The following is a 21,699-nucleotide window of genomic DNA, read 5'->3' as shown; positions in this document are numbered from 1 at the left end:
ATTATACTAGAATGCTGTCATCTATAACTTGATTATTCCAGGAAATATTTTTCACATTTTTATTTTTATCAAAATAAAAGGTAATTTTCCCTAAAAGCAATCCTGCCCAACCAACCTGATTGACCAGAACATTTTTCCCAATCTTGTTCATAAAAGACTGCGGTTCGGGTAGAAAAGTATGCGTATGGCCCCCTAGAATCAAATCAATTCCATTGGTATTTGCTGCTAATATCTTGTCTGAAACTTTTTTTGGATCATCTTTATAATCAAATCCTATATGTGAAAGACAAATAACCAAATCACATTTCTTATCATTTTTTAAGAAATCAGCATAATGCTGGGCTATTTCAACAGGATCCAAATATTCTGTCTCACCGTAGTCCTTTTTACCAACCAAACCCGAAAGTTCAATTCCTACTCCGAATATCCCAACTCTAATTCCATTTTTATTAAAAATTTTGTAAGGCTCCGTTTCACCATCTAGAATGGTATTTTTAAAATTATAATTCGAACATATAAAAGGAAATTTAGCGGCTGATCTTACTTTTTTGAATCCGCCCAAGCCGTTATCAAAATCATGATTCCCCATTGTCGAGGCATCATAACCCATCATGGACATTAATTTGAACTCCAACTCACCACCGAAGAAATTAAAGTAAGGTGTTCCCTGGAAAGTATCTCCCGAATCGAGCAGCAGAATATTCTTTTCTTCACCACGAATTTTCTGAATCAAAGCAGCACGTCTTGCAAAACCACCTTGATTAGGATTACGGGTATAACTCGAATCAAAAGGTTCAATTCGGCTGTGTTGATCGTTCGTATGAAGAATGGTCAATTGATATTCCGATGCGGAATTTAATAACGAAAAGCTCTCCGCCATCAAAAGATTGGGAGCCAATGTCATGGCTAATGTTCCACCACCTATCGTTTTCAGAAACTGTTTCCTATTCATCAGTTTTGTTTTTCTTATTTTTAAAATCTAAACGCATATCAGTAGGAACTTTAACTTCAGGATTAGCAATAAATTTCTCAAGAAATAAATCACGTAATTTAACACCTGTTGAAATCATTTCACCTTTTTTGAAATAATCCATATTATCTCCACCTAACGCCAAATAATCAGAGGTTGCAATGTAATACACTTTTTGAGGATCAATAGGTTTTCCATTGATGAGCTGCTTGATTATTTTATCTTTATCTGTTTCAATAACAATGTGCGAAACTGGATTATTTTTCAATGTTTTCAAATAATAATCAAAAAGCCCCTGCATATCGGTCCCTTTCATCTTCATGATCATCACTTCATTTTCAAAAGGCATTACTTCATAAATCTGTCTGGTCAAAATATCACCTACTGCAATCGTAGTTCTAATTCCCCCGATATTGATCACCGCACCATCAACTCCGTTTGGAATTCCATTCTTTTTCGCCCACTCATCGGCACCTTCAAAAGTATAATCTGCAAGAAGATTGCCCAGATTACTATTGTCTCCTTGTTTCGTTAAATCTACTGATGTATGAGAAATTTTGGTATTCATTTTACCTTCCAATTCCATTCTATAAGGTTTAATAACTTCCTTAAAATTTTGATCTTCTGGTAAATCTTTCGAAATAGCAATATTTTTCTCGGTCTGAACGCTGGCAAAGCTTAGTGAAGTTCTACACGAGATAATCGATAAAAACACCAAACTGAGCATTAAAAATTTTGTCTTCATAATCCCTAAATCTGTGGTTGCAAATATAAAGATATGAATATAAACTTATCTCTTTTTTAATTAAATTCTCCCATTAATTTTTGTATTTTTGAAAGATTAATTTTATAATAATGAGTAATTTAAAAGGTTTGGGTGTTGCTTTAGTAACGCCATTTAATGAAGATTTATCGGTAGATTTCGATTCTTTAACGAAATTGATTGAGTTCAATATCAAAAACGGAACAAATTATTTGGTCGTTTTGGGAACAACAGCAGAAGCGGCAACACTTTCAAAGGAAGAAAAGGACGCTGTAACCAAACACATTATAAAGATTAACAATAAGCGACTTCCTTTGGTTCTGGGAATTGGTGGCAATAACACGATGGAAGTTAAAAAAGAAATCGAAGAGAGCGATCTAGCGGATTTCGAAGCGATACTTTCTGTTTCACCATATTATAACAGACCAAACCAAGAAGGACTTTATCAGCATTACAAAGTATTAGCTGGAATAGGAAAAAAAATAATCATTTATAATGTTCCTTCTCGGACCGGGCAGAATATTGAGGCATCGACAACATTGAGGTTAGCGAAGGAATTCCCGAATCTCATGATGATCAAAGAAGCAGCACCTAATATCCTACAGTATTTTGATATTTTGAGACAAAAACCTGAGAACTTCAATCTGGTATCTGGCGACGACGAATATACGCTACCTGTAACTTTAGCAGGTGGGAATGGAGTAATTTCGGTAATTGGACAAGGATATCCGAAAGAGTTTTCAACAATGGTTCAGTTGGCTTTTGACGGAAAAGTGAAAGAGGCCTATGAAATTCACAATAAATTGGTAGAAATTACACGAATGATCTTTGCTGAAGGAAATCCAGCCGGAATTAAAACAGTATTGGCTGAACTTGGAATCGTTAAAAATTTCGTAAGACTGCCATTAGTCGTGGCAACAGAAGAGTTACAGAATAAAATTAAAGCTCAAATGGCTACCATTTAATTGCTTATTAAAATAATACGAAGGGATTCTTTTTCGAAAGAATCCTTTTTTTATGCGAGTTCTAAAGATAACTCTTTCAAATATTTCTGTACCTTTATTAAATGGGTTCCAAACCAGGAAAATGCTTCACCATCGACTAAAATCATCTCATTATTTATCTGTTGTAATTGAAGTTCATCGATGTGCTTTTGCTGAAAAGGATATGGTTCTGAAGAAAGAAAAATAAGATCAGCATTTTTTAAATCTTCACCTGAAATTTCCGGATATCTTGTTTGAGATTTAAATAAATTTTCAAAGCCGAGTTTTTCTAATACCTCATTAATAAAAGTATCGGAACCTACCGTCATGTAAGGATTTCTCCAAATAAGATAGGCCACCGTTTTAGATTTGGAGACATTAATACCGTTAAAGATAGAGGCAATTCCCTGATTAAAATTTTCGGCTAATTCTTCTCTATCTAAGAGGGCTCCAAGTTCGGTTATAAATGCTTGATTATCTTCTAAAGTTTCGATATCGGTCACCCAAACTTTAAAATCTTTCATTAATTCTTCAACTTGAAACTTTTCATTTTCTTCTTTGTTGGCAATAATTAAATCGGGTTTAAGCGCTTTAATTTTATCCAGATTCAAATTTTTTGTACCACCTATAATTTCTACATTTTTAACTAAATCAGCCGGATGAATACAAAATTTAGTACGTCCAACAACGTCTACATCAGTTAAGCCAAAATCAAAAAGCGTTTCGGTAATACTGGGAACCAATGAAATAATTCTCATGATTTAAAGGAGTTTTCCTGCCAGGAACATCCCGGCTACGGTGAAATAAATAATCAAACCAGTCACATCGACCAAGGTCGCTACAAACGGCGCGGATGAAGTTGCAGGATCCAGTTTAAATCTTTTTAAAACAAAAGGAATCATCGAACCAGAAAGCGTTCCCCAAAGGATTATTAACACCAACGAAACCGCAATACTAAAGCCAATATAAACCCAATGCTCACCGTAATCATACAATCCCGTTTTTTGCCACGTCATGATTCTGATAAAACCAATAATACCCAGAATCCCACCAAGCAAAATTCCCGAAACAATTTCTTTTCGCATGACATACCACCAATCTTTCAAACCAATTTCTTGAAGTGCCATCGCACGAATAATCAGCGTTGCCGCCTGCGAACCGGAATTTCCACCACTGGAAATAATTAGTGGAACGAAAAGTGCGAGTACGACTGCTTTTTCAATTTCATGTTCAAAAAATCCCATTGCAGAAGCCGTTAACATTTCGGAGAAAAAAAGAATCACCAACCATGTTCCCCGTTTTTTAACCATTTCTATCCAGGAGGTTTGCGTATAAGGCATATCGAGCGCGTCCACACCCCCAAATCTCTGGATATCTTCAGTATTCTGAGCTGCAATCTGGTCTAAAATATCATCAATAGTTACAATTCCTACAAGAACACCCGCTTCCGTAACAATCGGTAAAGCAGAACGGTCATATTTTTCGAAATAAAGAACGGCATCTTCTTTTGACGTTGTCGTTGTAATAGCAACAAAATGATCATCAGTTATTTCTGAAATTAAAGTATCTTCTTCTGCCAACAGAAGCGATCCGATAGCAATATCATCAATAAGGCGGTTTTTTTCATCAACCACATAAAGGTGGTTCATGGTCTCCACCTTTTTACCTACTTTTTTGATCTGCTGAAAACACTTTTTAACAGTCCACTCCTTACGGATCTGAATATAGTATGGAGTCATCAAACGCGCAATGGAATCTACATGATAACCCAGTAATTTTAGGGCGATCCTCCTTTCTTTCGGATTTAGATGATTAATGGAATACTTGATCAATTCATCTGGAAAATCCTCAAACAAAGCAGTTCTGTCATCAGGAGTCATCGCATTCAAAAGTTCAGAAACTTCTTCGTTTCCTATCCTTCGGATGGTTTCTTCTTGAAAATCAGGATCCAAATGCGAAAACACATCTGCTTTATATTGCTTCGGAACTTTCAAGAATGCTATAAGCCGCTGATCAACGTGTAATTCGCTCAGCGTTTCTGCAATATCTTGAGGGTTAAAAATAATTTCCGAAGTTTCCAATCTGATTTTTTAAGAGATGCAAAAGTAGCAAAAATTAAAACGAAAAGGGATTCTTCAAAGAAGTAGTTTTGAAAAAAAGGTCATTTTCAGTAGAAGAATTAGCTCTTTTTTGAAATATTTGTACTAGTTTAATATTTGATCAATAAACAATAATCACCTTATGTTGAAATCTCTATTTTCGTTTTTTGTAGTATTTATATCCCTAAACGACCTAGAAAAAAATATTCTTAAACTCAAGGTCAGGATAAAACGCGGAAATGAAATCCATTCTTTCACTTTAAATAAATTTAAACAATTGCCTTAATTGATCAGTTTCACTTTAAATTATTTATAAATTTAACTTTCCTTTAAAACACTTTCATTAACGTATTTTGTAAATTTGTAATATGAAAACCTTTGGTCGCGATCTATTAACAAAAATACAACAGGCAATGCTTCAAGGCGAGGCTGCACATGAAATTTATTCGCCACCTTACCGTCCACTTTATTCTTATGACGAAATTCTAGAAAAAAATCCAAAATTTGCAGCAGTCAACATTCTTTTATATTTGAAAGATAATGAATGGTATATCCCGTTAATTGTCCGCAGCGAGAATGAAAGAGACCGTCACAGTGGCCAAATTTCTTTACCTGGTGGAAAAAAGGAGGATTGTGATCCCACGTTTGCAACTACCGCAAAAAGGGAAACTTCAGAAGAAGTGGGAATTGAAGAACATTACATAAGAATCATTCGCGAACTTTCCCCAATCTATATCCCGCCAAGTAATTTTTATGTCAAAGCTTTTGTTTCTTACACAAAAAAAAATCCGCAATTTATATTGCAGGAAAGTGAGGCTGTAGAACTGATTGAATTCCCAATCTCTTCTATTTTAGCATTGGGTAATGAACCTGAGATGATGACTTTACCAGGTTCAAGAGGCGTAGAAGTTCCGGTGATTAATTTCAACGGGTACATCATTTGGGGAGCGACTTCTATGATTTTGAGTGAGTTCAGTCAATTATTGAAAAATTTGTAAATTCGCAAATTATGTTAATTTGAAAATGGCGAAGAAAAATATATTCACAGATGCCTTTGGTAATCTGTATTTCTTAAAACGGTTGATAATTTTTATCTTAGGGATGATCTCCTACCGACGGTTCAACGGTTTTAATAAGCTGAAAATTTCTGGCGCCGAAAATTTAGTTGATCTTCCTGATTCCAATGTGCTCTTCGTATCCAATCATCAAACGTATTTCGCAGATGTTGCGGCTATGTATCAGGCTTTTTGCGCGGTAAACAATGGTTATTTAAATTCGATTAAAAATCCAATTTATCTCTTAAATCCAAAAGTTGACATTTATTATGTTGCCGCGGAAGAAACGATGAATAAAGGATTTATGACAAGAATCTTCAAGTTGGCTGGAGCAGTTACTGTAAAAAGAACCTGGCGTGCAGAAGGACATAATGTAAACAGAATGGTTGATTTGTCTGAAGTTGAAAACATTATGAAAGCGTTGGATAATGGCTGGGTAATCACTTTCCCACAGGGTACTACCTCTGCATTCGCACAGGGAAGAAAAGGAACAGCGAAATTGGTTAAAAATCAAAAACCTATTGTAATTCCAATTAAAATTAATGGTTTTAGAAGAGCTTTCGATAAAAAGGGACTAAGGGTAAAAGTAACTGGTGTAAAGCCGACTATGGAATTTAAACCCCCTTTGGATATTGACTACGAAAAGGATGATTCCCATACCATCATGCGAAAAATAATGGTTGCTATAGAACAAACCGAAGATTTTAATGTATTGCATGAGTACGATGAAGAACTAAAAGCTCAAAAAACAGAAATTAAAAATTAAAAAGTACTTTATGAAAAAGCTGATATACGTATTTTTATTGATTATTTTAGCAAGCTGCGGCAGTCAGGATAAATATTCTGATTTTGATTACAGCTATTCCCGCAGCGGAGGTTTTGCACCGATTTATGAAAACTTACTGATCAAAGGAAACAAGGTTCATTATTCTTTTGAAGGGCACCAGAAAAACATAAAAAAAGATTTCACCATTTCTAATGATGATCTAAAAAATATCGAACGCGTTCTTACTGAAAATAATTTTAGAATGATTCGCGAAGATTACAAAAAAGTTTATGATAATATTACAACTAGTATTAACGTAAAAAAAGGAAATAATAGCGGAAGCAAGAGTGACGCTTCTTTTATCATGGAAAATGATCTGCCACGCTGGAATAAAATTGTGGTCGTTTTTCAACAAATCATCGACCAAAATACAACAACCAAATCTGGAAAATAATTTGATGGAAAATAATTTCGAAGCTTTTAAGAATAAAACGCGTGTTTTGGTTTTAAGCACCCAGCCTTCAGTATCAAAATTATTGATCCATGTTTTAGAGTTTAACGATAAAGAATTTGATTTTTATTTAGAAAATGGAAACGCAAAAAATTCCTATAATGACTTTGTTATTCTTGAAACCTCGGACCTTGATAAAGCAGCGAAATTTCAACCCAACATCGTACTGATTACCGCAGAAATTCCTGACTCATCAATTTCTAAAGTCTTGAATAATGTTATTGCTGGTGGCGTTTTAGTACACCATACCAACATTAGCGAAACAGTAGATAACGCAGGAAATTTTTTCAGAAAATTACCATTTGAAAATGCACTGTATCAAAAATCGGGTAACTCATTTATTTTACAAACCTCTTTAGGAGCTATTCCGATTTCCAATGAGGCTATTTTACAAAATATAGAGGGACTTCAATTACTATCTCAGCAATTCGGTATACTGGAAGAAAATTTTTACGAACCTGTAATGAATTTCGAATTTTGAATCCTTAATTAATCCGGATTTTCTGGAAGTCTGAAAATTTCATTAAATTTACCTTTCTAAAACAAATCAAATGAGATATCAACAATCCGGAAAAATCCCAAATAAACGCCATACCGTCTTTAAATCAGACGACGATAAATTCTATTACGAACAACTTTTTGGAACAGAAGGATTTCATGGAATCTCCTCGCTTTTATACCATATTCATCGACCTACGCAAATTAAATCGATCAGCGAACCGAAAGATGTTACACCCAAAATTGCAGTTGCAAAAAATGTAACACCAAGAATGTTCAAGGGGATGAATATTTCCTCTGAAGAAGATTTTTTGGATAGTAGAAAAATCCTCATGGTCAATAATGATCTGAAAATGGGTTTGGCAAAACCGAGAAAATCAACTGACTACTTCTATAAAAATGCAGAATGTGATGAGCTTCTTTTCATTCATGAAGGAACTGGCACGCTAAAAACCTTCGTCGGTAACTTAGACTTTTCTTATGGTGACTACCTGGTGATTCCGAGAGGAACTATATACTCTATCGAATTTAAAGACGAAAAGAATGTGCTTTTCTTTATTGAAAGTCATTCCCCAATTTATACCCCAAAGCGTTACCGAAATGAGTTCGGGCAATTGTTGGAGCATTCTCCTTTTTGTGAGCGAGACGTTGTGGTTCCCACTTTTGTTGAACCAACCGACGAAAAAGGTGAATTTTTAATAAAAGTAAAAAAAGAAGATCAGATCTGGGATTTCATCTATGCAACCCACCCTTTTGATGTGGTAGGTTGGGACGGGTATTTTTATCCTTATAAATTTAATATTAAAAATTTCGAACCGATCACGGGTCGCGTTCATTTGCCGCCGCCAATTCACCAAAACTTCGAGGCTCATAACTTTGTTATCTGTTCTTTTGTGGCGAGAATGTATGATTACCATCCACAGGCAATCCCAGCTCCTTACAACCACTCCAATATAGACTCAGATGAAGTACTATTTTACACGGAAGGCGATTTTATGAGTCGTAATCATATTGATTTAATGGATTTCACCTTACATCCAGGCGGAATCGTACACGGACCTCATCCTGGCGCGATGGAACGTAGTATTGGCAAGAAATTTACAGAAGAATATGCGGTAATGGTAGATCCATTCCGACCCTTTAAAATCACTGAAGAAGCAATGAAAGTAGAAGATCCTTCGTACAAAACTTCTTGGTTAGAAACAGAGGATCATACTTTAAAAGATCGAAGTCAGGAGTAACAAATATCACCTCTACAATTTATCGAAAACTGATATTCCTCATTCCAGATCCGGAATGGAAGAATTACTTTTGAAAGGTAAATCTATGGTAATTAAAACAAATAAAATATGGTTCAGTATGTCAGTGCCCAAGACGCCATGTCTTTGATAAAGAGCGGTGATCGGATTTTCTCTCATGGTAGCGCATGTACACCGAATTTATTGATTAGCGAATTGGCTAAACAATCTTCTCGATTAAAAGATGTTGAATTTGTTTCCATCACACAGCAAGGAAATGTAGAAGTTGCTAAACCTCAATATAAAGACAGTTTTTATATCAACTCTCTATTCGTGTCAACTCCAGTGCGTGAAGCGGTCAATTCCGAACGAGGAGATTTTATACCGGTATTTTTAAGTGAGATCCCTATTCTTTTTAAAAGTGGAATATTGCCGTTAGACGTAGCAATAATCACTGTTTCACCTCCCGACATTCATGGTTACTGTACTCTGGGAACCTCTGTTGACGTTGCGAGAAGCGCTGTTGATACTGCAAAAATAATCATTGCCCAAGTAAATCCAAGAATGCCAAGAACGCATGGTGACGGAATGATTCACTACAGCAAGATCCACAAGATGGTTTGGCATGAAGAGGAACTACTAACAATCGATTATGGTGCGAAAGTAGGTGAAGAAGAAATGCGAATCGGAAGAAACGTCGCTCAATTAATTGATGACCGCTCTACTTTACAAATGGGAATTGGTACCATACCAGATGCGGTCTTAAAATGTCTCCATAATCACAAAGATCTGGGAGTTCATACCGAAATGATCAGTGACGGGATTGTAGATTTGGTAGCAAAAGACATTATAACAAATAAGTTTAAAGGAACACATCTGAACAGAACCATCACAAGTTTTGCGTTCGGGACTAGGAAGCTATATGACTATATTGACGATAATCCTTCCTTTGAATTTATGGATGTTGAACATGTTAATTACCCCATAAACATCATGAAAAACAAAAAAATGGTTGCGATCAATTCTGCGATTGAAATTGATCTGACGGGGCAGGTATGCGCAGACTCTATCGGAACATTCCAGTTTAGTGGAATCGGTGGTCAGATGGACTTCATGCGTGGCGCTGCACTATCAGACGGTGGAAAACCTATTATTGCTATTTCGTCCAGAACCAAGAAAGGAATTCCCAGAATTACACCTTTCTTAAAACAAGGTGCAGGCGTTGTAACAACCAGAGGTCATATTCATTATGTAGTAACTGAATTCGGAGTTGCCTATTTATATGGCAAGAGCCTTCGACAACGCGCAAAAGCTCTTATAGATATTGCTCACCCAGAGGACAGAGAAATGTTGGATAAAGCTGCTTTTGAGCGATTTAAAGTTTCACTTTAAGAAAGAAAAAAAATACATTCCCAATAAAAATTGGGAATTTTTGTTTTAAGTCCTGAACCTTTTACTTAAGTTTTTAAGTAAAGCGTTTCAAACTTACCATTCGCAAAATTAAATTTTCAATTTACATTAAGAAATCAGGCGGTAAATGCTTAATCGAATCTAAGCTACGCTCGTAAAACTAATTTGTTCATTCTAAGCGCAATTTTCAAAATTCCTATAATTTTCGTAATTTGCAACATCTAAAAAAACAAAAAAAATGTCAACACTTACATTTGCTGAAAAAATTGCACAGGCTGAAAACTTTTTGCCAATTAATGGAACAGATTATATTGAATTTTACGTCGGAAATGCAAAACAGGCAGCGCATTTTTATAAAACTGCGTTTGGTTTTCAATCATTAGCCTACGCGGGACCTGAAACAGGAATTCGTGATCGTGCTTCTTACGTTCTACAACAAGGAAAAATAAGATTAGTTTTAACTTCTGGATTAAGATCAGATTCGCCAATATGTGAACATCAAAAAAAACATGGTGATGGAGTGAAAATTCTAGCACTATGGGTTGACGATGCCTATTCTGCATTTGAAGAAACGACCAAACGTGGTGCAAAACCATACCTTGAACCAACTACCCTAACGGATGAACATGGCGAAGTTAGAATGTCAGGAGTTTATACCTATGGAGAAACCATCCACATGTTTGTAGAACGTAAAAATTATAAAGGAGATTTCATGCCTGGCTACAAAAAATGGGAAAGTGACTACGCACCAGAAGATGCAGGACTTTTATATGTTGACCACTGTGTAGGAAATGTAGATTGGGACAGAATGCTTCCTGTGGTAAAGTGGTATGAAGATGTAATGGGATTTGTTAACATCTTAAGTTTTGATGACAAGCAAATTAATACAGAATATTCTGCTTTGATGTCCAAAGTGATGAGTAATGGAAACGGTTTTGCAAAATTCCCAATTAATGAGCCTGCAGAAGGAAAGAAAAAATCTCAAGTAGAAGAATACCTGGATTTTTATGAAGGTGAAGGAGTTCAGCACATTGCAGTAGCCACAAAAGATATTATAAAGACCGTTACCCAATTAAAATCTAAAGGGGTTGAGTTTTTATCTGCGCCACCAGAAGCATATTACGACATGGTTCCTGAGAGAGTCGGGCATATTGATGAAGATTTAAAGAAACTACAGGACCTAGGAATTCTGATCGATCATGATGAAGAAGGATATTTGCTTCAGATCTTTACAAAACCAGTGGAAGACCGTCCAACTTTATTTTTCGAAATTATCGAGCGTCATGGAGCACAAAGTTTCGGAGCAGGTAATTTTAAAGCTCTCTTTGAAGCATTAGAAAGAGAACAGGAAAAGAGAGGTAATCTTTAAATTTCAGTTTATCTTACTCTAATTAGAATTCAATGAACAGATTATTTATCGCCTTATTTTTTCTTTTCTCAAGTACTTGCATAAAAGCACAGTATGTAAGTATTAATGCGGTTTTAGACCGTTTAGAAGAAAATAGAGGAATTAATAAAAATTTGGGTAAGATTAATCTTGATGGTCGAAAATTTATTTTAATTAAAGATTTTGAAGATCATACTGAACGAAATTTTCTCGTCCTTAATGGTAATTTAGCAACCTATATTGAAGTTTTTGATGATAAAGCTACTGGACAAACCTCTTCAAATGTTTTTTCCGGAGATATTGTCCGTTCAAAAAATCAAATAATTTCTTTTCGTGGAAATCGTCTCGAAGGAGAGACAATCCCCATTGCACTTACCAAAACATTTTTACTGACTCAGCAGAAAAAAATATTATATCTTATCGATATCAATACAAAAGAGCGCTGGATCGATGAAGGTGCGATCAATAAAAAATAATTTATCAACTAAAGGTTCGAAGTTCAAAATTTTTGACTTTGAACCTTTATTCTAACAAATAATAGTATGAAATCATTTATAAATATACCCGAGAATTCAGATTTTTCAATTCATAACATTCCGTTTGGCGTAGGAGTTTTTAACAAAGAATATATTTCTTGCTGTACCCGAATTGGGGATATGGTGATTGACTTGGCCACTTTATATGACTATGGATTTTTTGATGAAATAGAAGGCATTGACGAAAATGTGTTTGAAGCGTATACCCTTAACGAATTTATCGAATTAGGAAAACCAGTGACTAATGCTGTGCGTCTGAAAATACAAGAACTTCTTCAGGAAAATTCAAAAATTGCTGATGATGAAAAAACAATCGAAGCATGTTTTTATGATTGTAACAGTGTTCAGATGATGATGCCGGTACACGTTCCTAACTATACCGATTTCTACAGCAGCATTGAACATGCAACTAATGTAGGAAAAATGTTTCGTGGGGAAGAAAATGCACTATTGCCAAACTGGAAACATATCCCTGTAGGATACCATGGAAGAGCTTCATCCATTGTTGTTTCTGGTTCCGAATTCCATCGTCCGAAAGGTCAAATGAAGCCCGCGGATGCTGCAAACCCTATTTTTGGTCCGTGTAAACAACTAGATTTTGAATTGGAGATGGGTTTCATCGTTAATAAAAACACCGAAATGGGCGACAGTATTTCCACGACGGAAGCGAATGACGCAATTTTTGGGATGGTTTTATTTAACGATTGGTCAGCACGAGATATTCAAAGTTGGGAATATGTTCCATTAGGACCATTTTTAGGAAAAAACTTCTGCTCCACCGTATCACCTTGGGTTGTTACTTTGGAGGCTTTGGAACCCTTTCGAGTGGAAACGCCAAAACAAGAGCCCGAAGTTTTAGATTATTTGAAGTTTGAAGGGAAGCAAAATATCGATATTAAACTAAATGTTTATTTGCAACCAGAAAATGGCACCGAAAATTTAATTTCTGAAAGCAATTATAAATACATGTACTGGAATATGGCGCAGCAGCTGGCACATCACACCATCAATGGCTGTAATGTTGAAGTTGGCGACCTATATGCCTCTGGAACTATTTCAGGCAAAGAAAAGAACTCATTTGGATCTATGCTTGAACTAACCTGGAGAGGAACTAAACCTTTGAAGTTAACAGATGGCAGCGAACGTAAATTTATTGAGGATAATGATACCATTATTATGAGAGGTTACGCCGAGAAAGAAGGTATAAGAGTAGGTTTTGGAGAGGTCTCAGGCAAAGTACTACCCGCGAAATAACTAAATAACAGTGATGAAAACAATTTCGCCCAAAGAATTAAATAACCACGAGTTACAGACCCTTTTACAGACGGCAATAGCTCCCCGCCCGATTGCTCTTGCATCTACTATTGATAAAGAAGGGAATATCAACTTAAGTCCTTTCAGTTTCTTTAATTTATTTAGTTCTAATCCGCCAGTGCTGATTTTTTCACCAGCCAGAAGAGTGAGAGACAATACGACTAAACATACGCTACAAAATGTTTTGGATCTTCCCGAAGTTGTAATTGGTATTGTAAATTATAAAATCGTTCAACAGATCTCACTTGCTTCTACAGAATATGATAAAGAGATTAACGAGTTTGTAAAATCAGGATTAACCATGAAGGATGCAGATTTGGTACAACCGAAACTGATCGAAGAATGTCCCGTTAATTTAGAATGTAAAGTATTAGAAGTTAAACACTTAGGATCAGAAGGAGGTGCTGGGAATCTTGTTATTTGTGAGATCATCAAAATTCATGTACGGGAAGAATATTTAAATGAGCAAGGTAATCTAGATCAACAAAAATTAGATCTGGTTGCGAGATTAGGTGGAAACTGGTATTCCAGAAATAATGAAAACAACCTTTTCGAAGTACCGAAACCTTTAGTAACAAAAGGTATTGGGTTCGATCGCTTACCTGATGAAGTGAAATATAGCAAAATTTTCACTGGAAATGATCTGGGAATGCTTGCCAATGTGGAAGTATTAAATGAAGGCGAATTTTCAGCAGACGAAAATAATCATCGCGACGCTCAAAAGATGCTTCTAAATAATCAAATTAAGGAAGCCTGGAATATTTTATCTCTTTAATAAAGCTTTCCATACTTACACTTAAAACAGGACGATAAATTGTTCATCATAAAAGAGTAAAGCCACGAAATTACGTGGCTTTATTCTTTATAACTTTTCCCTGATACTCAAATCGGAATTTAAATCCGGATTCAATTTTAAGGCTTTTTTAACCTGGTTATTTCTAAACTTAATATTAAGCACCTCTACCAGCAAGCTAAATGCAAGGCAAGAATAAATAATATTTTTGCTTACATGTTGATGAATTCCTTCTGCAACTAACATTACGCCGATCACTACCAAGAAGGAAAGTGCAAGCATCTGTAAACTCGGATATCTATTAATGATCGCAGAGATTGGTCCCGCAAACACCATCATAATTCCTATAGAAATAACTACGGCGATAATCATCAGCACCACATTATCTACCAAACCAATCGCTGTTAAAATAGAGTCCAGCGAAAAAACCATATCCACTAATATGATCTGAACAATAACCATGGTCATCAAACTAGAGCCTGCCGATTTTGGTTTATGATTCTCTTCAAGACCCTGCATCTTACTGTGAATTTCAAAAGTACTTTTACCAATGAGGAAAATCCCTCCCACCAAAAGAATCAGATCTTTCCAGCTTAATGCCAATGCTAAATCGCTTCCTGGTTCTTCAATAAAGCCCAAAGTAAGAATAGGTTCTTTTAATCCAATAATCCAGTTAATCATTAACAACAATGCAACCCGGAAAAGCATCGCAAATGCTAAGCCTAAATTTCTGGCAAATTTCTGACGCTCTTTAGGTAACTTATCAGAAATAATGGAGATAAAGATGATGTTATCAACACCGAGAATAATCTCTAGAAACGTAAGCGTAAGTAAACTTATCCAGATTTGTGGTTGTGCAAAATCAGGAAATTCAAGTACCGACAATAATAGCATATGTTAAATTTTGGGTCGGTAAAACTAAAGAAATTTTAAAAAGATTTTATATTAAATTTTATTAACATTACTTTAAAAGTACGTTTTTAGAAAGCTTATCATCTTTGCTGTCGCAATTCCTAAATCGTTGGGTAGCTTGCTTTCCCTCCAAGGTTCCTTTGATCCAAAAGTGTGATTGGCTTCCTGAATTAAGAAAAGTTCAGAATCTTTGATCCAGTCATTAAGGAGATTGGCTTCTTTTTCCTTCACAGCCTCGTCCGCCGTTCCCTGAAGAATCAACGTAGGTTTCTCTAAATGATGAGCAGCGTGCTGAATGTTGAACCGCTGTTCATTAGCTTTATAATCTTGGAAAAACTGAAAATAATGCGGCATTTGCTGGTGCGTTCGTCCATTTTCTGAATACATAACTCCTTCTTTTTCCCACTCCACCAATCTTTCATCTGATGGGAAACGATATCCAAAATGACTAACTCCTGCCAAAATAACAACTGCTTTCACACGTTCATCCTCTGCTGCTTTAATGACGGTAATACCACCGCCGCGACTATGACCAATAATGGTTATTTTTTCTTGATCGATTTTTGGATGATTATAAAAATAGTTGAGTACCTCATCATAATCCGACATTTCTATAGAGAAATTATTATTTCCAAAGGCCTCTAAATCTGCAAAATCACTTGGTTGATCTACTGTTGTTCCATTATGGGAAAAATTAAATTTTACAAAGAAAAATCCAGCTTGAGCAAATTCTTTAGCCATCAAATCCCAGGCACCCCAATCTTTATAACCTTTATAACCATGTGCAAAAATAACCAGAGGTAATTTCTCCTGATGTTTTGGATAATATACATCTGCTAAAAAATCTTTGGTTGCAGGATTTTTTATGATGATATTTCTATCGATGTTAAGTTCCATATGAATCGGCTTATATTGTATAAAGTTACTTCATTAAAGTTGGCGCAGATAAAAATATTTTATAAATATTTTAAAATCCGTGCTCAAAAAAATCAGTGTTTTTCCCGGCAGCCTTTTCTAAAATATCTACAAAATTAGTTTCATTGGGTCGGGGCATATTTGCATTATAAATTTTACCGTCTGGATCCAGCATCATAAATCTGGGGATACTGTTTACCCCAAGTTCCTTTAAGATATTTGCATCGGAGGCCCACCATTGCTTCACATTAGATTTCGTATTTTTAAGATCTAACTTCCACTTATTTTTATCTTCATCAATGCTTATGGACAAGAATACGATATTATCATTATTTCTATTTTTCTTGGCTTGATAATCAAAAACCGGAGACGTTTCCTTACACGGTGCACACCACGTAGCCCAGAAATCAATCACGACAAACTTCCCTTTGAATTGGGAAATACTCACCTTTTTGCCATCCTCATCTTCAAAAGCCAATATTGGAAATGGCTTCCCTTTTTGCTGATTATTAATGATCTCTAGATTTCGTCCTACAAAGCTTTTAAACTTTGGATTCTGGATCCCTTCGATATTTTGTTGAAAAATCAGATTTCTTTTTACTTCATCATTTTCTAAATTAATCATTTTAATAATCTGGGTGCTCAACAACTGGTCTTTTGCAACTCCAGAAGGCATTTGTGCTAACTTTACAAAAACGATACTATCGGGATTTTTGTTCCCCTCCTTCGGCAGTAATTCTTTTAGCTTCCAGGATTTATAGCTATCAGTAGCATATAATAATGGACTTGGCTTACGGATTAGACTTTCCAGTTCTGAAACAAATGAGCGGTCAGGTGCAAATTTCTTATCTGTAAATGAAGTCATTTTTTGGTAGTCATAAAGTGCAGATAACATTCTTGTGGCTTTTTTTTGGATTTGAAATTCCTTGAAATCATCTGCGACATAGATATTTTCAGCAGTTCTAAAGTTTTTCAAATTCTTTAATTCATTTTCCCACTCCTTCATTGCCTCTTTGTAAAAAGATGAAGGTTTGTCCGTTAACAATTTTTCAGCGACGATATAATTATAAAATGTCGAGCCACCATTATCTAATTTGTTATAAAGATCTTCCGCCTTCCTGGTACCTTTTACTACTACAGCAGCTTGTCTCGCATCCATTTTTATATCAAAATGAACATGATCCCCTTTTGAAAAAATGAAAGGATAAGATTTACCTTCATAATTGAGGACGTAATTACCAAAAGGAATACCTTCTTTTGAATTCCAGGTAAACAAACCATTTTCGACCGGAATCTCTGCTATTTTATCACCAAATTCCTGAGAAGTGATACTTACATTTTTTAAAGGTTTTGGAGACTGAACAGAACCACTGATCAGCGAGTGATCGGTAAATTTCTTAGGATAAACTGGTTTTGTTATCAGAAAATAAATACCTGCGAAGACGACGATTCCGATTATAGTTGATATTTTTGATTTCGAACTACTTAAAAAAGCACTTTTGAACCCTCTTCTGCTATACCATAAGTACCCAATAACGAAAAATAATACCGTCCAGAATAAACTTAGATATTCTGTATAGTTAAGAAAATGATTAAGCTGAAAAGAATCTTCAAATTTCAAACCTGTTTGTACATTATTATAGGGAATAAAATCATATGTTTTCTGCAATACAGCAGCTACAATATTGATCACAAAACCTACGAATCCAATAGCAAATGGCCAAATAAAACCGGGAATGATGATTGACAGCATTAACTGGAATGAAATAATACAAAGGCTTAGTAAGAAGAGTCGCACAAAGGTCTGAAATTGCCAGTATACATCTACACCCGATTGTAGTCCTTCCTGAGGAAATATAAACAACGTTATATTTGAAAATATAATTGACGTTAAAAAGTAGACTGCAAACATTATTAATGTAAGCAATACAAGAACTAAGAATTTAGAAGTGTAAATACTTAATTTTGAAACTGGTTGAGTTTCCAGGAAGGTCCAACCATTATTTTTATGATCAATTTGTGTAACTCTGGTTGCCGCAATAATAACTAACAGCAACATGAAGAAGCCACCAAACTGACTTACTGTTTCTTTTACATCTTTGGTAGCGGCATTTGTTAAAAGACCATCATACAATCTGGCATTTTCACTGAACATCCCGATCGTGAATAATAAAGTAGGAATCAGAGCTCCAAATATTATCGCAAGCGGCACTAATCCTAAACCTTTTATTTTTAGCCATTCTGCCTTAAAAGACTTTATTAAACTGGATTTATTTTTCATCTTTGCTTTTTAATTTTATTTTGAAATTTCCATAAACCACTCTTCTAAACCACCTGCTGGAGAAATCTGATGGATCTCTGCACCATTATTTACCAAAAGAGTATTGATTTCCGCAATCTGTTTTGGCGAACTGGTCACGATCTCACAAACATTTTCATTCTTGAATTCTACCTGATAATGCTCAGTTAAAAGCGATTCAAAATTCTTTAGATTTTTTAAACTGAATTTTGTTTTTTGGAAGCGGTACAACTCATTAAGATCCTCTTTGCTTCCTTGAAATTTAATTTCACCATTGGAAATAATTCCGATATGGGTTACCATTTTTTCAATTTCTAAAAGCAAATGACTAGAGATAAAAACGGTGACTCCATGCTCTTGATTTAATTTAATAAGAAGCTCACGTACTTCTTTCATTCCATTAGGATCCAAACCATTTACTGGTTCATCTAATACCAACAATTCAGGATTACTTATTAAGGCTAAACCAATGGCAAGACGCTGTTTCATACCAAGAGAATACTTTTTCATTTTAATATTCCTCGCTTCCGACAATCCCACTAATTCTAAAATCTCCTCAATTCTACTTTCTTTGAGATTTCTTAGAATACAAACTACTTTTAAATTGTCATAGCCTGAAAGATGGTCGTAAAATGCAGGATAGTCAATCAATGATCCAATTTTATGCAAACCCTCTGGATATAAATCTGAGACTGAAGTATCAAAAACCTTTACAGAATTTTGATCATCATTAAAAAGTCCCATAATTAAACGCATTGTGGTCGATTTTCCAGCACCATTCGATCCGAGAAATCCATAAATTGAACCTTTCGGAACCGTTAAATTGACATCTTTCAGTATCAATTTATTTTTATCGAAACCAAAATTTAAATTTTTTATTTCAATTATATTTTTCATCATTTAATATATTTGATAAGGAATTTCCCAATTAATATTATAATAATCTTAAGCAACCACTTAACTTACTACATAATTTGTAATGAAACTTCTACTATTGTTACAAAAAAACCCTTTCAGTATTTGAAAGGGTTATAAATAATCACTATTTCAGTGCATTACCAGATTTTAATTCTCTGGTTTGGCGCTCTATATAATTTATCACCTGGTTTAATGTCGAATGCTTTGTAGAAAGAATCCTGATTTACCAAAGGTCCAAATGCGCGGAAAAATCCTGGAGAGTGTGGATCTGTTTTAACTTGATTTACCATATATTTCTCCGTAGATTTGGTTCTCCAAACCGTTGCCCAACTCATAAAAAATCTTTGGTCTTGGTTGAATCCGCTGATTAATCCGGGATCTCCTTTATCTTTCAAATACATTTGCAGTGCAGTATAAGCTACAGCTACTCCACCTAGATCACCGATGTTTTCACCACTTGTAAATTTACCGTTAATGAAACTCCCTTTAACAGGCTCATACGCATCGTATTGAGCTGCTAATGCTCCCACCTTCGCATCAAAGTTTTTACGATCTGCTTCCGACCACCAGTTATTAAGATTTCCATCTCCATCAAATCTAGAACCAGAATCATCAAATCCATGCGAGATTTCGTGTCCTATTACGGCACCAATCCCTCCAAAGTTTACAGCAGGATCTGCTTTGAAGTTAAAGAAAGGTGGTTGTAAGATCGCAGCCGGGAAAACAATTTCATTGTTGGAACCGCTGTAGTAAGCATTTACGGTTTGTGGAGACATTCCCCATTCCATTTTATCAACCGGCTTACCAACTTTGGCTAAATTTTTAGCATAACTCCATTCGGTGATATTCTGTAAGTTCTTGTAATACGTTCCACCATCTGCTTTCCCTTGTAGTTGAAGTTTAGAATAATCTTTCCATGTATCAGGATAAGCGATCTTCACCGAAAACTTAGCGAGTTTTTCTTGTGCTTTCACTTTCGTTTCTGGTGTCATCCAATCGTTATCTGCAATATGTTGCTTAAACGATTTCTTGATATACATAATATACGTTTCCATCTGGCTTTTTGCTTCTGCCGGGAAATATTGCTCCACGTACAGTTTACCAAAAGCTTCTCCCAGAACACCATTAATCACGCCCAAACCTCTTTTATTCATGGCACGCTGTTCTTGCTGACCTTGAAGATATTTTGAATAGAAGTTGAAATTCAAATCATCTAATTCTTTATTAAGATTTCCTGCGTTTCCAGAAACCAATCTCGCTTTCATATATTCTTTGATAAGCGGCAGATTTTGATCGTTCATCCAAGAATCCATTTTCTGATAATATTTCAGTTCACTTACAATGACTTTATCGGTTTTCACACCCACATCAGCCATATACTTTGGTAAATTCACATTTTTCACCAATTTAGAAAGCTCAGGCATTGTCTTCGGGTTGTAACGAAGATTAGCATCACGATTTTCTTCATTGGTCAACATATCTTTAGCCAATTTTTTTTCAAAGGCGGAAACATTTGCTGCTGCCTGCTGTGCATTCTTATAACCAATAATGGTAAATAACTGAGTTAAATAATTTTTATATTCTTCTAACGTCTTTGTATTAGCCTCATTATCTTTTTGATAGTAATCGCGACCTAATCCTAGTGAAGCGCCACCTAAGTAAACAGCATTCATCACAGAGTTTTTCATATCTGCTCCAACACGCCAGGCATAGAAAGGATTGTCGCCCGTTTTTGTAGCTTCCGTCAGGTATTTTTGTAGTTCAGAAATTGATTTAATATTATCAATTCTTTCTAAATCTCCCTTAATTGGGTTAATGCCATCTGCATTTCTTTTGTCCCAATCCATAAAGGTTCCATAAAGATTCTGGATTTTTTGTCCTTCAGAACCGGGCTCAAACCTGTCAGTTAGGATTTTATTTAAAATTTCTAAAGAGGCATTATCAACATCTTCTCTCAAAGCATTGAAGCTTCCCCAACTTGATTTATCTGATGGAATTTCCGCTGTTTTCATCCAGTTTCCATTCACATAATTAAAGAAATCATCTTGTGGACGAACGGATGTATCCATATAAGAGAGATTGATTCCATCGTCTGTTTTTGCAGTCTGCTCTACAGTAGTTGTTTCTTCCTTTTCCACACTTGTCACTTTCGAAGTTGAACAAGAATTCAGGAAAACGATTCCTGAAAAAGCAAGGGTTGCAATAGTAATTCTTTTCATAAGCCTTTTATTAATGTTATTTAAGATTATTATCAAAGATAATTATTTATTATTGAATATTTATTCCTTTATCACGCCATTTTTTATAACGTAAGGGGATTACAGCGACATCC

General features: G+C 35.2%; 20 protein-coding genes. 11 read left to right on the top strand and 9 right to left on the bottom strand.

The features are described from left to right. Position 1: 1 nt before the first annotated feature. Both FNJ88_RS10825 and FNJ88_RS10820 read right to left on the bottom strand, forming a co-directional pair. Entirely contained in the window at positions 2-952 is a 951-nt protein-coding gene (locus tag FNJ88_RS10825) for a bifunctional metallophosphatase/5'-nucleotidase (RefSeq protein WP_143853133.1), read from the bottom strand. Further along, positions 945-1,715, bottom strand: coding sequence for a 5'-nucleotidase C-terminal domain-containing protein (locus tag FNJ88_RS10820; RefSeq protein ID WP_143853132.1), 771 nt, complete (start codon positions 1,713-1,715; stop codon positions 945-947). Before FNJ88_RS10820 ends, FNJ88_RS10825 begins: the two co-directional genes overlap by 8 nt. Before the next feature lie 110 nt (positions 1,716-1,825). On the opposite strand from FNJ88_RS10820, the gene dapA reads away from it, so the two are divergent. Further along, positions 1,826-2,698 (top strand): 4-hydroxy-tetrahydrodipicolinate synthase, encoded by an 873-nt coding sequence (gene dapA / locus FNJ88_RS10815; protein WP_143853131.1) that lies wholly within the window; start codon positions 1,826-1,828, stop codon positions 2,696-2,698. A gap of 50 nt (positions 2,699-2,748) precedes the next feature. Here the strand turns inward: dapA and FNJ88_RS10810 are convergent, their stop codons facing one another. Together FNJ88_RS10810 and mgtE are read right to left on the bottom strand one after the other, a co-directional pair. Then, complete coding sequence (locus FNJ88_RS10810; protein WP_143853130.1) at positions 2,749-3,474, bottom strand: ABC transporter substrate-binding protein; 726 nt, start codon at positions 3,472-3,474, stop codon at positions 2,749-2,751. A 3-nt stretch (positions 3,475-3,477) separates the two neighbouring features. Next, positions 3,478-4,803 carry a magnesium transporter gene (gene mgtE, locus FNJ88_RS10805; RefSeq protein WP_143853129.1) on the bottom strand — a complete coding sequence of 442 codons (1,326 nt, stop codon included), beginning with the start codon at positions 4,801-4,803 and terminating at the stop codon, positions 3,478-3,480. 380 nt (positions 4,804-5,183) lie between these two features. Between mgtE and FNJ88_RS10800 the strand changes: the two genes are divergently transcribed. From FNJ88_RS10800 to FNJ88_RS10755, 10 genes are all read left to right on the top strand, one after another. Beyond that, the gene (locus tag FNJ88_RS10800) at positions 5,184-5,813 is read left to right on the top strand and encodes an NUDIX hydrolase (protein ID WP_143853128.1); all 630 of its coding nucleotides are present in this window, start codon (positions 5,184-5,186) and stop codon (positions 5,811-5,813) included. Between the two features lie 25 nt (positions 5,814-5,838). Next, positions 5,839-6,636: a lysophospholipid acyltransferase family protein gene (locus FNJ88_RS10795; protein ID WP_143853127.1), complete on the top strand. Its 798-nt coding sequence runs from the start codon at positions 5,839-5,841 to the stop codon at positions 6,634-6,636. A 10-nt stretch (positions 6,637-6,646) separates the two neighbouring features. After that, positions 6,647-7,090: a hypothetical protein gene (locus tag FNJ88_RS10790; RefSeq protein WP_143853126.1), complete on the top strand. Its 444-nt coding sequence runs from the start codon at positions 6,647-6,649 to the stop codon at positions 7,088-7,090. A 4-nt stretch (positions 7,091-7,094) separates the two neighbouring features. Further along, positions 7,095-7,628 (top strand): hypothetical protein, encoded by a 534-nt coding sequence (locus tag FNJ88_RS10785; protein WP_143853125.1) that lies wholly within the window; start codon positions 7,095-7,097, stop codon positions 7,626-7,628. A 70-nt stretch (positions 7,629-7,698) separates the two neighbouring features. Beyond that, positions 7,699-8,886, top strand: a complete 1,188-nt coding sequence (locus FNJ88_RS10780; protein ID WP_143853124.1) for a homogentisate 1,2-dioxygenase — start codon at positions 7,699-7,701, stop codon at positions 8,884-8,886. Positions 8,887-8,994: 108 nt separating this feature from the next. Next, the gene (locus FNJ88_RS10775) at positions 8,995-10,275 is read left to right on the top strand and encodes an acetyl-CoA hydrolase/transferase family protein (RefSeq protein WP_143853123.1); all 1,281 of its coding nucleotides are present in this window, start codon (positions 8,995-8,997) and stop codon (positions 10,273-10,275) included. A gap of 256 nt (positions 10,276-10,531) precedes the next feature. After that, positions 10,532-11,662: a 4-hydroxyphenylpyruvate dioxygenase gene (hppD, locus tag FNJ88_RS10770; protein ID WP_143853122.1), complete on the top strand. Its 1,131-nt coding sequence runs from the start codon at positions 10,532-10,534 to the stop codon at positions 11,660-11,662. Between the two features lie 32 nt (positions 11,663-11,694). After that, entirely contained in the window at positions 11,695-12,156 is a 462-nt protein-coding gene (locus FNJ88_RS10765; RefSeq protein WP_143853121.1) for a hypothetical protein, read from the top strand. Positions 12,157-12,222: 66 nt separating this feature from the next. Beyond that, positions 12,223-13,470, top strand: coding sequence for a fumarylacetoacetase (fahA, locus tag FNJ88_RS10760; protein WP_143853120.1), 1,248 nt, complete (start codon positions 12,223-12,225; stop codon positions 13,468-13,470). 13 nt (positions 13,471-13,483) lie between these two features. Beyond that, positions 13,484-14,305, top strand: a complete 822-nt coding sequence (locus FNJ88_RS10755) for a flavin reductase family protein (protein WP_143853119.1) — start codon at positions 13,484-13,486, stop codon at positions 14,303-14,305. Positions 14,306-14,392: 87 nt separating this feature from the next. Here FNJ88_RS10755 and FNJ88_RS10750 read toward each other — a convergent pair whose 3' ends face one another. The 5 genes from FNJ88_RS10750 to FNJ88_RS10730 form a co-directional block, all read right to left on the bottom strand. After that, positions 14,393-15,217, bottom strand: a complete 825-nt coding sequence (locus tag FNJ88_RS10750) for a TerC family protein (RefSeq protein ID WP_143853118.1) — start codon at positions 15,215-15,217, stop codon at positions 14,393-14,395. Positions 15,218-15,289: 72 nt separating this feature from the next. After that, the gene (locus tag FNJ88_RS10745) at positions 15,290-16,132 is read right to left on the bottom strand and encodes an alpha/beta hydrolase family protein (protein ID WP_143853117.1); all 843 of its coding nucleotides are present in this window, start codon (positions 16,130-16,132) and stop codon (positions 15,290-15,292) included. Between the two features lie 70 nt (positions 16,133-16,202). Continuing rightward, positions 16,203-18,431 carry a thioredoxin-like domain-containing protein gene (locus tag FNJ88_RS10740; protein ID WP_143853116.1) on the bottom strand — a complete coding sequence of 743 codons (2,229 nt, stop codon included), beginning with the start codon at positions 18,429-18,431 and terminating at the stop codon, positions 16,203-16,205. A 15-nt stretch (positions 18,432-18,446) separates the two neighbouring features. Beyond that, on the bottom strand, positions 18,447-19,349 hold the full coding sequence (locus FNJ88_RS10735; protein WP_228414524.1) for an ABC transporter ATP-binding protein: 903 nt from the start codon (positions 19,347-19,349) through the stop codon (positions 18,447-18,449). Between the two features lie 155 nt (positions 19,350-19,504). Continuing rightward, complete coding sequence (locus FNJ88_RS10730; protein ID WP_143853115.1) at positions 19,505-21,586, bottom strand: M13 family metallopeptidase; 2,082 nt, start codon at positions 21,584-21,586, stop codon at positions 19,505-19,507. Positions 21,587-21,699 lie beyond the last annotated feature (113 nt).

This window comes from Chryseobacterium sp. SNU WT5, assembly GCF_007362475.1.
Classification (GTDB): Bacteria; Bacteroidota; Bacteroidia; order Flavobacteriales; family Weeksellaceae; genus Kaistella.
This window is presented reverse-complemented; position numbering and strand designations above follow the sequence as displayed.